Genomic DNA, 13,133 nt, shown 5'->3' on the forward strand with positions numbered 1-13,133 from the left:
GTATAAAATTTTGAACAATTAAAAAGGAGTTGTATTCAGACTGAATTTATTAATTCAATCTGATACAGCTCCTTTTTGATTTAAGTGATATTAAGTAAAATATTTTATAATATTCCCTCTGTTTTAAGTAAATTTTCTAATTTTTGAACTTTTTCTGTTAGAGTCATGAATTTTTGTTTTAATATAGCATTTTCTTCATTTCCCTCATTAATGTAGCTTTCCATTTCTTCTACAGCTTTTAATGCCTCATCGATATCTTTTTGAGCTAGTTTTAAATTTGATTCTTTCATTTATGTATCTCCTTTATTAGGTAACTAAAACTTGTATGAAAATCCTTCTAAGTACCCTTGAAGGTGAAAGTAAAACTCAAAAAATAGAATTTCACTTATGTTAATATCTTTATCCTATCACTAATAAATATGTGATGCAAGGCATATATTGTAAAGTAAAGAATAAAGAGAGGGGAAAAAAATGATTAACTATATATGGTTTGTAATGATTTTTCTGGGTTTAATAGTTGGAATATTTACTGGCAATGGTGAAGGAATATCTAATGCCATAATAGGATCTATTGATTCTACAGTTAGTTTTATAATTGGATTAGTAGGATTAATGTGCTTTTGGTGTGGAGTAATGAAGGTTGCAGAAAAAAGTGGATTTACAGAAAAACTAGCCAAGCTTATGAAACCAATATTAAAACTTATTTTTAAAGAATCAGCAAAGGATGAAAAAGCTTTAGGGGCTATAGTTATGAATATAACTGCTAATATGATGGGGCTTGGAAACGCAGCTACACCTTTTGGAATAAAAGCAATGGAAGAAATGGACAGGTTGAATAATGAAAAAGGGAGAGCTAGTAATGATATGGCATTATTTTTGGTATTAAATGCGGCATGTATTCAATTAGTTCCATCAACAGTATTATCTATAAGAGCAGCAGCAGGTTCCACAAATCCTGGAGTAATAATACTTCCAGCAATAATATCAACTGGTACTGCAGCCATTGTTGGTGTTATTTGTTGTAAAATTTTGCAAAGATATTTTTAGGATTATGGGGTGATATTAATGTTTAACTATATAACTAAAAGTATTATTCCTATAATAGTTTTAATTATTATTACTTATGGAATGATAAAGGGTAGAAAGGTTTATGATTGGTTTGTTGAAGGAGCAAAGGATGGATTAAAGGTTTGTGTAAATATTTTTCCTTATCTTTTAGCAATGATAATAGCAGTTCAAATATTTAGAGAAGCTAATCTGTTAGACATGTTAAACAATGCAATTGCACCACTTTGCAAACTAATAGATTTACCAAAGGAGGTTGTACCTTTAGTATTAATCAAGCCTCTTTCAGGAAGTGGAGCTATGGGAGTTTTTACTGATATTTTAAAAAATTATGGTGCTGATACCCCTATAGGTTTAGTAGCTTCGGTAATTATGGGAACTACAGAGACAATATTTTATACTGTAACTGTATATTTTGGAGCAGTTAAAATAAAGAAAACACGTCATACTGTTTGGGCAGCTATAATGGCAGATATGTCTGCTATTATAATGGCAATATTAATGGTTAAAGTACTTATTCTTTAATTATGAGTTAATACTGAAAAGTTAAGGATATTATTTTCAGAAATTAGTATGATTTTCATTAAGAATTTATATTATTCTTTTAAGTAATATTCTTAATTTTCATCATTATTAAAATTTAAAAAGGTGAAATTTGTAAATTAATATAAAGGTAAATAATTTTTTGAATGTAAAATTTATAGTGCGTTGTAAAAATTTTGGTTGTATAATATTAATAAAATAAATCGAATGGAGAATGATTATGGGGGAAGATAGATTTTACATTGTAAATGAAAGATCATTACCAGAGATATTTAAAAAGGTAATTGAAGTAAAAGAGAATATTGAACTTGGGAATGCAAAGGATATAAGTGAGGCTATAAAATTAGTAGGTATTAGTAGAAGTACATACTATAAATATAAAGATGATGTATTTCCAATGGGACAAGATATGCAGTCAAAAAAGGTAACTTTAATAATCTTAATGACACATAAGTCAGGAACATTATCTAAAGTATTAGATTGTATTGCTTTTTATAAGGGAAACATATTAACTATAAACCAAGATATTCCTATAAACTTATCAGCTAATGTAACTGTTACTATTGATATTTCGCATATGGAGAAAAGTATAAGTCAATTAGCTGCAAGGTTAAATTCTTTACCTAATGTTAGAAGCGTTAAGTTATTAGCAGCAGAGTAATAAAACTAAATGACAAAATATTATTTGCAAGGAGATAGGGCTATGAATAAAAATATTTATAAATTTAATAGAGATAATCTTTTAGATAAAATTAAGGATAATTCAATTGTGATTTTATTTGCAGGAAAGGCAATTCAGAAGACAGGAGATCAAACTTATCCTTTTACACCAAATAGAAATTTTTATTATTTAACAGGAATAAAAGAAGAAGATCATATATTAGTTATGACAAAAATTAATGGAGTAAAATCTTCTAAACTTTATATAAAAGACATTGATCTAGAGATGGAAAAATGGGTAGGTAAAAGCATACGTAAAGAAGAAGCTGAAGAGATTGCGGCTGTAGATGAAGTTAAATTCAAGAGCCAGTTTGACGGAGACATCCATGGAATGATTACTATGAAGGAAGAAATAAATCTTTATTTAGATTTAGAAAGAATGAGTGCAAACAGAGAAGGAACTATTTCACATAGATTTGCCAATGAAATAACAACTAAGTATCCACAAGTTAGAATAAATAATGTTTATAGTAAAATTGGTGAATTAAGATTAAAAAAATCACAAGAAGAAGTAGATAAAATAAAAAAAGCTATTGAAATAACAAAAAGCGGAATTGAAAAATTAATGTCTGAAGCTCGTGTTGGAATGAAGGAATATGAATTAGAAGCATATTTTGATTTTAATTGTAAGGTTAAAGGTGCAACAGGGCTAGCTTTTACAACAATAGCTGCCGCAGGAGAAAATGCTACAACATTACATTATGTTGATAATAATTGTGAGCTTAAAGAAAATGATTTAATTCTTTTTGATTTAGGGGCTGAATATAATTGTTATAACGCAGATATATCAAGAACATTCCCTGTTAATGGTAAATTCACTGAAAGACAAAAAGAAGTTTATAATGCTGTTTTAAGGGTAAATGAAGAGATTATCAACTTAATTAAGCCAGGTATGAAATATAAGGATGTAAATGAAAAAGCTACAGAGCTAATTTCAGAAGAATGTATAAAGCTTGGATTAATTAAAGATAAAAGTGAAGTAAGAAAGTACTACTATCATAGTATAGGTCATAGTTTAGGTATGGATACACATGATATTGAAACTCCGCATAGAGATATTATTTTTGAGCCAGGAGTTGTATTTACTGTTGAACCAGGAATATATATCGCCGAAGAAGGAATAGGAATTAGAATTGAAGATGATATCCTTGTTACAGAAGATGGCGTTATTAATTTATCTAGTGATATTATAAAGACTGTGGAAGAGATTGAAAACTTTATGAGTAAAAATGGAAAATAATATGTATAAAAAGTTATAAAATGGTATTGCAAATGCAATAAATTGATTATATAATCAATTTATAAATAACAAAAGTGAATAAACTAGGGTAGAGGCGCGAAAGTTAATAGTATTATTGATGAGGAAAGCACTGTGATTCAATAAGAAAGGAGCAATCGCCGAAGCGTACAACTAATGCTTTAGGGTTGTATAGCTGGGAATACATAGAATATATGTATTACTGTCACAAAGTATTTTGTGGTGAGCTATCATTTAAGACTTGTAGTTTTATAATTTTTTAGTACATACAAGGCCTTGAGTGTTAACTCAAGGTCTTTTTTTATTGTTAGTTTGGGGTGCCCTTATTATTCGCTTTTATATAAAATAAGGGGGAAAAAGAAGTGAAAAGAAGTTACAAAGTATTATTACTTACAATGCTAGTATTTATTTTTTCAACGTCAGTTGTATTTGCAGCAGAAGTTGAACCGGCGGTGAATGCAAATAAGTTTGGGCTATGGACATTACTACCACCATTAGTTGCAATAATATTAGCTTTTATAACAAAAAATGTTGTTATTTCATTGTTTATAGGTATTTTATCAGGAAGCTTTTTAATTAGTTTGGCAGGACATAATGTATTTGGGGCATTTATACAAGCGTTCTTAGATTTTGTAAATAGAGCTTTGAATTCATTAGCAGATCCGTGGAATGCTGGGATAGTTCTTCAAGTGCTTGCAATTGGGGGAGTAATTAATTTAGTTGCAAAAATGGGAGGAGCAAAGGCTATAGCAGAGGCTTTAGCTAAAAAGGCTAAGACGGTAAAAAGTACACAAATGACAACTTGGCTTTTAGGTTTATGTGTTTTCTTTGATGATTATGCAAATTCACTAATAGTTGGACCAATAATGAGACCAGTAGCTGATAAAATGAAGATATCAAGAGAAAGATTGGCTTTTATTATAGATGCTACAGCAGCACCAGTGGCTGGGCTAGCTATTATTTCTACTTGGATTGGATTAGAAGTAAGTTTAATTGGTGAAGGATTTAGTTCAATAGGTGTAGAGGCAAGTGGTTTTGGAGTATTTCTTCAAACAATACCTTATAGATTCTATAACATATTGATATTGGCATTTATAGTGATAACGGCTTTAACTTTAAAAGAATTTGGGCCAATGAGAAAAGCTGAGATTGCGGCAAGAAACAGAGATAAGAATATTAAAGATGAGGTTGCAGTTGAAGCAACAGCTCAAATGGATGAATTAGAGCCAAAAGAAGGTGTTAAGCTTAGTATATGGAATGCAATTATTCCAATAGGAGCATTAATAATTTCTGCATTAGTAGCATTTTATTATAGTGGATATAGTGCAATAATTGGTGGAGATCCATCTGCAACTCAAGAAATTATGATTAATTCACCATTTTCATTTAAAGGCATAATGGAAGCATTTGCTGCTTCAGATGCTTCTGTAGCATTATTCCAATCAGCATTATTTGCTTCAATAGTTGCTATTTTAATGGGAGTTTGTAAGAAAATATTTACTTTAAGTGAAGCTATTGAAGTTTGGGTTGATGGAATGAAAGGGTTAATAATAACTGGAGTTATATTAATATTAGCTTGGTCATTAGGATCAGTAATTAAAGAACTTGGAACTGCATATTATTTAGTTGAAGTATTAAAAGGGGCAATACCAGCATTCTTATTACCAAGTTTAATATTTATTTTAGGGGCAGTAATTTCATTCTCTACAGGAACTGCATATGGAACAATGAGTATATTAATGCCACTTGCAATTCCATTAGCATATTCAATTAATCCAGATATGTCATTTGTAGTAGTTTGTACAAGTGCGGTATTAACAGGAGCTATCTTTGGCGATCACTGTTCACCAATATCAGATACAACAATACTTTCTTCAATGGGAGCTGGATGCAATCATATTGAACATGTTAAGACACAAATATGGTATTCGCTATTTGTTGCAGCAGTAACTATATTATTTGGATATATTCCATCGGGATTTGGAGTTCCAATATATATAGTATTGCCAATTTCATTAATAGCATTATATGTAGGAGTACAAATATTCGGTAAGAAGGTTGAAGAAGCTTAAGCAATAAGAAAAATAAATAAAGAGGGCTATATATTAGAAGGGTTATGCAGAAGCATAACCCTTTTTTGATAGTTTTAATCTATAATGTAGATACACTTATATTTAAATTTTTTTATTATAAAATTCCAATTATTTATGTGGTGGTGGTGTTATAAGTTTATTAACTAATATTGAAATTACTATTCCAAGCAATGTTTCTATTATTCTGTTAGTTGCATAAAATAAGGGATCACTATAAGCATGAGCTGTAGTAACACCTAGGAATGCAATACATGTTATATTTATAGCACCTGGCCTTTTTAGAATATTGCATAGATAAATCATTAAGATAATACCTATAGCAATAATTAAGTATATAAGTGGTTTTGATATGTAAGTATTAGATATATGATTTTCTAATGATCTAAATAAGAATAAAAATATTAAGCCAAAACTAGCACCTAATATAGTACCTGCACCTCTATTTATACCCATATGAATTGAGTTATAAACAGTATCTTGTAAACAAATTACTGCAGTAAGGCAAGCAAAAAAAGGTTCGTTAGGCAAAAGTAACAAACATAGAAAAACAGCTATACCTGATTTTATTGTTCTAAGTCCAACCTTAGGAAATTGAAATTTTTCCATAATTAAGCCTCCTATCCCTTTAGATATTATATCTAAGAAATAGTCAAATTTCACTATTTAATATTATATTTTTTATTAAAATCAAAAAATGTTAAAAATTATATTTTTATAGATAAATTTATATATTATTCATACTTTATAATAAAAAATGATTTATAATTATTTTTAAGAATATATAGTAAAGTGGGGATAAAATGGATTTTATTATACTTGTTATTTTAGAAATAGTTCCAATAATATTATGGGCATGTGGATGGTATTTTGAAAATAAATATTCGAAATATCCTGATGTGAGTAGGGGATATAAATTTGGAAGTGCAAAAAATAGTAATTTAGAATGGGAGTATGGAAATAAGGTTGCTAGTAAGGTTTTTAGTACAACAGGAACGTTATTATTTACAATTATAATAATAGCAAGATTATTATTTGATATTAATATAATTACTATTATTTTCATATTATTTATTGTGATATGTGTAAATTTTATGATAATAGAGGGCATAATAAAAAAGAAGTTTAAAAATAAATAGAATAGGTTTGACAGTTTTTACATTTTAGCATATTATAAAATTAATAAATGCATAGAAGAGAAGAGTAGTTAAGGAATGTATCTAAAGAGAGCTAGAATGGGTGAGAGCTAGTGTTACTGAACTTTATGAAGATGGTCTTGGAGCTGATTATCTGAGCTTGAAAAAGTTAGGGTAATACGGGAGCAACCGTTATATTGCAAGGTGATGATAGTCACCTAATGAGATATTTATTGTGAAATAAATATGAAATAGAGTGGTAACGCGTATATAACGCCTCTATATGGGTATAAAAGCCTATATAGAGGCATTTTTTAGTTAGGAGTTAGAGTTTTTAGTTAGTAATTAAAATTAATGATTCTATTATTTTAAGCTATAACTTTTAGCAATAAATTGTTAACAAAAAAGAGGAGGAAGTAATATGACTAAAAAACCATATTATATAACTACGCCAATTTATTATCCATCTACTAAGTTACACATCGGTAATACTTATACAACAGTAGCAGCGGATGCTTTAGCTAGATTTAAGAGATTAAATGGATATGACGTAATGTTCTTAACAGGAACAGATGAACATGGTCAAAAAATTCAAAGAATAGCAGAAGAAAAGGGAATAACTCCTAAAGAGCATGTTGATGAAATAGTTGCTGGAATTAAAGAGTTATGGAGTATGATGGACATAAGCTATGATAAATTTATCAGAACTACTGATGATTATCATAAGAAAACAGTTCAAAAAATATTTAAGAAATTATATGACCAAGGTGATATATATAAATCTTCTTATGAAGGATTATACTGTACTCCATGTGAATCTTTCTGGACAGAAACACAATTAGTTAATGGAAATTGTCCAGACTGTGGAAGACCAGTTGAAAAATCAAAAGAAGAAGCTTATTTCTTTAAAATGAGCAAATATGCTGATAGATTAATGAAATATATTGATGAGCACCCAGAGTTTATTCAACCAGAATCAAGAAAAAATGAAATGGTTAATAACTTCTTAAAGCCAGGTTTACAAGATCTTTGTGTATCAAGAACAAGCTTTAACTGGGGAGTTCCAGTTACTTTTGATGAAAAACATGTAGTTTATGTTTGGATAGATGCATTATCTAACTATATATCTGCTTTAGGATATGGAAGTGAAAATGATGAATTATATAAGAAGTACTGGCCTGCAGACGTTCATTTAATAGGTAAAGATATCTTAAGATTCCATACTATTTACTGGCCAATTATGCTAATGGCTTTAGGTGAAGAGTTACCAAAGCAAGTATTTGGGCATGGATGGTTACTTGTAGATGGTGGAAAGATGTCAAAATCTAAAGGAAATGTTGTTGATCCAGTAGTTTTAGTTGATAAATTTGGCGTTGACGCAGTTAGATATTATTTATTAAGAGAAATTCCATTTGGAGCAGACGGATTATTTAATAATGAAATATTTATAAAGAAGATTAATTCGGATCTTTGTAATGACCTTGGTAACTTATTATCAAGAACGGTTGCAATGATTGAAAAGTATTTTGATGGAGTAATTCCAGCACCAACAGCTAAAGAAGAGATTGATAATGAATTAATTAGCTTAGCTATAGAAACTCCAATTAAAGTAACAAAAGCAATTGATAATTTAAGAATTCCAGAAGCATTAGAAAATGTATTTGAACTTATAGGAAGAGCAAACAAATATATAGATGAAACAACTCCTTGGATACTTGCAAAGGATGAAGAAAAGAAAGAAAGACTAGGTACAGTTTTATATAATTTAGCTGAAAGCTTAAGATTTGCATCTGTATTATTATCATCATTCTTACCAAGTACAAGTGAAAAAATTAATGCTCAATTAAATATTACTACAACAACTTGGGATTCATTATCAGGATTTGATGGAACAACACCAGGAACTGAAGTTAAAAAAGGTGAAGCTTTATTCCCAAGAATAGATGTAGCTAAGACTTTAGAAGAATTAGAAGCTATGAGATTAGCTCAATTAGAAGCTAACAAGCCAAAAGAAGAATATAAAATGCAACCAATTAAAGAAGAAATAACTATTGAGGATTTTGAAAAAATAGATTTAAGAGTAGTTAAAGTTTTAGAATGTGAACCAGTTAAAAAAGCTAAAAAATTATTAAAATTAAAGGTTGATTTAAATGGAGAAGAAAGACAGGTTATTTCAGGAATAGCAATGCACTATAAACCAGAAGAATTAGTTGGTAAATATGTAGTTTTAGTTGCTAATTTAAAACCTGTTACTTTAAGAGGTGAATTATCACAAGGAATGATATTAGCAGCAGCTACAGATGATGATAGCGTATTAAAGTTAGTAAATCCAGGTGAATTACCAACAGGAAGCGTTGTTAGATAAGTGAAGTTCTAAATATTTGATTTAGTTAACTGAACTTACACCTACGAGTGTTAATGAGTAGGTGTTTCATTAAAGTAGTGAGTGACAAGTGATAAGTTAAGGAATAAAGTTGGCATAAGCGGATTTTAGGAAATGAAAAAAAGGTCAGCTTTGCTGACCTTTTTACTATAACTCAAAACTATTAACTAAATAAAAGGGGGTTTTTTAATGAATATTATTATAGGTAATGCATGGCCTTATGCTAATGGACCTTTACATTTGGGAAGAATTGCAGTTTTGTTACCGGGAGATATTTTAGCTAGGTATCATAGGATGATGGGGGATGAGGTTGTTTTTCTTTCTGGAACAGACTGTCATGGTACTCCTGTAACAATGAAGGCAAAAGAAGAAGGAATAACACCATTAGAAGCTGTAGAAAAATATCATGAAGAGTTTAAAAAATGCTTTAAATCATTAGGGTTTTCTTTTGATATTTTTGCAAAAACTCATTCAGAGTATCATGAAGAAAAGGTTAAGTATTTCATATTAGAATTATATAAAAAGGGTTTTATATATGAAAAGAATGTAGAACAAACTTATTGTGAAAAATGTAATGAATATTTAGCTGATAGATATATTATAGGAAAATGCCCAATTTGCGGAGAAGAAGCAACTGGTGATGGTTGTGAAAATTGTAATGGTGAATTTGAAAGTAGTGAATTAATAGATATAAGATGCAAATTCTGTGATTCTGAGCCAGTTTTAAAAGAAACTAAACATTTATTTTTTAGCTTATCAAAATTCGAGAATGATGTTAAAAGATTATATATAAATCAAGATGGATGGAGAGAAAATGCAAAGAAGATACTAAAAAGATATTTAGATGAAGGACTAAGAGATAGGGCAGTAACTAGAGATTTTGATTGGGGTGTTGATGTTCCATTAGAAGGTTATGAAGATAAAAAAATATTCGTTTGGATAGAAGCGGTTATGGGATATTTAACAGCTAGTATGAAATGTCTTGAAGAAAGAGGCGAGGATTATAAAGAATATTGGGAAGGTGAAGATTCAAGAGTTTATTTTATTCACGGAAAAGATAATATACCTTTTCATACTGTAATATTCCCAGCAATTTTAGCAGGACTTGGCATAAAAAATCCTAATTTGAGAATAATATCAGGAGAACATCTAAAACTTGAAAGTAAGCCTTTTTCAGCAGTTAAAAATTGGGCTCTTTGGGCAGATTACATATGTAAAAAATATAATGCTGATAGTTTCAGATACTATTTATCATTAAATTCACCAGAAGATAAAGATACTGATTTTACTTGGAGAGAATATATAAATATACATAATAATGAGTTAGTAGGAGAACTAAATAATTTTGTTAATAAGGTTTTATTATTTTCTAGGAAAAATTATGCTAATAGAGTACCTAATGGAAAGATGGATGAAAAGTTAAAAAATGAAATTTTGAATTTATATTTTGATATAGGTGATAAAATCGAAGAAGGTCATTTTAGAGATAGTTTAAATGACATAATGAATTTATGCAAAAAGGGAAATAAATATTTTGATAATAGTAAGGTTTGGGATTTATTAAGTAGTGATTCTGCTAAATGTAAAGATGTCACTTATAATTGTATTCAAATTATAGTTAATTTATCAAATTTATTATATCCATTTATGCCAGGAACTTGTGAAAAAATAAAAGTATCAATAGGATTAAATGAAAGTATTTGGAGCTTTACTGAAAAAAAAGAAGGATTAATTAAAGAATGTGAAGTTCTTTTTAATAAAATTGATAAAAAAAGAGTTAGTGAAGAAGTAGCTAGATTAAAAGAAAAGAAAAATTAACAAAAAAAACCTAGAGTTATTTCATTTGGGGGACGAATAACTCTAGGAAACCAACTTTACAAGATGGTTTTAGGGGTAAATAATAATGCTTTAACTACTTTACAGTTATTATAATAAACTTTAATTGTGTCATTTAGGTGTCAAATTTCTGAAGAAAATATTAACTATTCTTAATAAAAAATAAATTAGAGAAAGTTTTATGGTTGAATTTACTTAAAGGGGGAGTTTAGATGATTATAGCTATGATATTGACATTATTATTTATATTAATAATATTTGCAGCATTTATATGGCAAGCTGTTTGGGTTGCTATAGATTCTAGAAAAAAGGGAGAAGAATATTGGTGGTTATGGACTATTGCGGCAATAATAGCTTTTCCTATTGGATTAATAGTTTATGCACTTGTAACAAGAAGTGATAAAAGCAAATGTAATAATTGTGGAAAGGAAATTCCACATAATATAAATTCATGCCCATACTGTGGAATGAAATGTGGATTCTTTTGTCCAAGCTGTGGACAAAAAGTTGAAAGTGGATGGAATTATTGCCCTCATTGTACAACAGAACTTCCAGATGAAATAAAAGAATCAAAAGCTAGTAAGAAATCAAATAAAAAGGTAATGATTGCTATAGTAATTACTATTACTATATTAGCTTTGTTAATAGTAATTTCTTTTCTAGGTGTTATAACATACTCATTTAATGGAGAAGTTTTTAGTAGTAGTAAAAATGAGATAGTAACAAGTAATGATGCAGATGAAAGGGGATATATTGGTTCTGATTATGAAGTAGAATATACAGATATAAGAACTTACAATTTACGTGCTGGAATCAGATCTGTAGATTATTCTGGAACGAGAAAAAATGGAGAAGTAATAATTAGATTATATGATTCTCAGGGAAATTTACTATCAGAGTCTGAACCAATAAATTCTAAAAAATTTAATGATGTATTTGTATCTGATAATGGGTATGCTACTAAGATTGAAATAGAGTATATAAATTTTAAAGGAAGTTTTTATTTTCATTTTTAGATAATTAAATATTATTGAATAAGAAGAAACTCAGTATTAGCTGAGTTTTTTTACTTTATTTTGGTATAATAAACAATAGAATTATATTTTTAAGGGAGAATTAAGTATGGAATTTAAATATGAAATATTTGACACACATTCACATTATGATGATGAAGCTTTTAATGAAGATAGAGAAGCTGTCTTTGAACAAATTAAAAGAGAAGGAGTAGTAGGGATTTTGAATTGCGCATGTTCTAAAGCAAGCTTAAAAACTACTAATGATTTAACGATAAATTATGATTTTATATATGGAGCTTTAGGAATTCATCCAAGTGATGCAAATGACTATAATGATGATGTAAGAAAAGAGATAATTGAATTAGCAACAAATAATAAAAAGATTTTAGCTATTGGAGAAATAGGGCTAGATTATTATTGGGAAGAAAATCCTCCTAGAGATATACAAAAAAGAGTATTTAGAGAGCAAATGAAATTAGCAGAAGAATTAAATTTACCAGTAGTTATTCATGATAGAGATGCTCATGCTGATACATTAGAGATAATGAAAGAGTTTCCAAAGGTAATAGGTACAGTTCATTGTTTTTCTGGAAGTCTTGAATTTGCAAAAGAATGTGTAAAGTTAGGATATTATATAGGAATTACAGGTGTTGTAACATTTAAAAATGCTAGAAAAATATGTGAAGTAGTTGAAGGAATTCCATTAGATAGATTATTAGTTGAAACTGATTGTCCTTATATGGCTCCTGTGCCAAATAGAGGAAAAAGGAATAAATCGGACTATATACGATATATAATAGAAAAAATAGCCGAGATAAAGGAAATTTCTTCAAAAGAGGTTAATTTGGCTGTAAATGACAATTTCTATCGCTTGATTCATAATAAGAAATAAAGTAAAATAAATATTAACAATTGTAAAATTTTTCTAAAAATTTATAAACAGTATCTACAAACTTCAAAAAGCAAAATGCCATTATTTATTTTTATTCAAATTAATTATTAAAGGTGTATTTATTACACTTAAAAAAACAGGTTTTATTAAGGGTAGGGTGGGAAATTTGACAAAAACATGAATTATTTATATAA

At 28.6% G+C, this 13,133-nt stretch carries 12 protein-coding genes, 1 riboswitch and 1 other annotated feature; of the genes, 10 read left to right on the forward strand and 2 right to left on the reverse strand.

Annotated elements, in window-relative coordinates; genetic code table 11:
- Positions 1–104 precede the first annotated feature (104 nt).
- Positions 105–290 (reverse strand): hypothetical protein, encoded by a 186-nt coding sequence (locus HCG70_RS08530; protein ID WP_042400166.1) that lies wholly within the window; start codon positions 288–290, stop codon positions 105–107.
- Between the two features lie 181 nt (positions 291–471).
- On the opposite strand from HCG70_RS08530, the gene HCG70_RS08535 reads away from it, so the two are divergent.
- From HCG70_RS08535 to HCG70_RS08555, 5 genes are all read left to right on the forward strand, one after another.
- Positions 472–1,047: a nucleoside recognition domain-containing protein gene (locus HCG70_RS08535; RefSeq protein WP_042400165.1), complete on the forward strand. Its 576-nt coding sequence runs from the start codon at positions 472–474 to the stop codon at positions 1,045–1,047.
- 18 nt (positions 1,048–1,065) lie between these two features.
- Positions 1,066–1,590: a spore maturation protein gene (locus tag HCG70_RS08540; RefSeq protein WP_042400163.1), complete on the forward strand. Its 525-nt coding sequence runs from the start codon at positions 1,066–1,068 to the stop codon at positions 1,588–1,590.
- A 238-nt stretch (positions 1,591–1,828) separates the two neighbouring features.
- Positions 1,829–2,269: an ACT domain-containing protein gene (locus HCG70_RS08545; protein WP_042400159.1), complete on the forward strand. Its 441-nt coding sequence runs from the start codon at positions 1,829–1,831 to the stop codon at positions 2,267–2,269.
- Positions 2,270–2,311: 42 nt separating this feature from the next.
- Entirely contained in the window at positions 2,312–3,568 is a 1,257-nt protein-coding gene (locus tag HCG70_RS08550; RefSeq protein WP_195951407.1) for an aminopeptidase P family protein, read from the forward strand.
- Between the two features lie 81 nt (positions 3,569–3,649).
- Positions 3,650–3,824, forward strand: a riboswitch (Lysine riboswitch).
- A gap of 124 nt (positions 3,825–3,948) precedes the next feature.
- Positions 3,949–5,658 (forward strand): Na+/H+ antiporter NhaC family protein, encoded by a 1,710-nt coding sequence (locus HCG70_RS08555; protein ID WP_341349577.1) that lies wholly within the window; start codon positions 3,949–3,951, stop codon positions 5,656–5,658.
- A gap of 129 nt (positions 5,659–5,787) precedes the next feature.
- On the opposite strand, the gene HCG70_RS08560 is transcribed toward HCG70_RS08555, so the two are convergent.
- Positions 5,788–6,285: an aromatic acid exporter family protein gene (locus tag HCG70_RS08560; RefSeq protein WP_055275390.1), complete on the reverse strand. Its 498-nt coding sequence runs from the start codon at positions 6,283–6,285 to the stop codon at positions 5,788–5,790.
- Positions 6,286–6,479: 194 nt separating this feature from the next.
- Between HCG70_RS08560 and HCG70_RS08565 the strand changes: the two genes are divergently transcribed.
- The 5 genes from HCG70_RS08565 to HCG70_RS08585 all read left to right on the forward strand — a co-directional run bounded on the left by HCG70_RS08565 (position 6,480) and on the right by HCG70_RS08585 (position 12,939).
- A complete protein-coding gene (locus tag HCG70_RS08565; RefSeq protein WP_042400151.1) occupies positions 6,480–6,815 on the forward strand; it encodes a hypothetical protein in 336 nt (111 codons plus the stop codon).
- A gap of 43 nt (positions 6,816–6,858) precedes the next feature.
- Positions 6,859–7,096: a binding site (T-box leader), on the forward strand.
- A gap of 137 nt (positions 7,097–7,233) precedes the next feature.
- Positions 7,234–9,177 (forward strand): methionine--tRNA ligase, encoded by a 1,944-nt coding sequence (metG, locus tag HCG70_RS08570; RefSeq protein WP_042400148.1) that lies wholly within the window; start codon positions 7,234–7,236, stop codon positions 9,175–9,177.
- A 207-nt stretch (positions 9,178–9,384) separates the two neighbouring features.
- A complete protein-coding gene (metG, locus tag HCG70_RS08575; protein ID WP_055275388.1) occupies positions 9,385–11,013 on the forward strand; it encodes a methionine--tRNA ligase in 1,629 nt (542 codons plus the stop codon).
- A gap of 230 nt (positions 11,014–11,243) precedes the next feature.
- A complete protein-coding gene (locus HCG70_RS08580) occupies positions 11,244–12,047 on the forward strand; it encodes a zinc ribbon domain-containing protein (protein ID WP_052330713.1) in 804 nt (267 codons plus the stop codon).
- A 106-nt stretch (positions 12,048–12,153) separates the two neighbouring features.
- Positions 12,154–12,939 carry a TatD family hydrolase gene (locus HCG70_RS08585; protein ID WP_042400142.1) on the forward strand — a complete coding sequence of 262 codons (786 nt, stop codon included), beginning with the start codon at positions 12,154–12,156 and terminating at the stop codon, positions 12,937–12,939.
- Positions 12,940–13,133 lie beyond the last annotated feature (194 nt).

Source organism: Clostridium sp. K04 (assembly GCF_019734375.1).
Classification (GTDB): domain Bacteria; phylum Bacillota; class Clostridia; order Clostridiales; family Clostridiaceae; genus Clostridium; species Clostridium saudiense.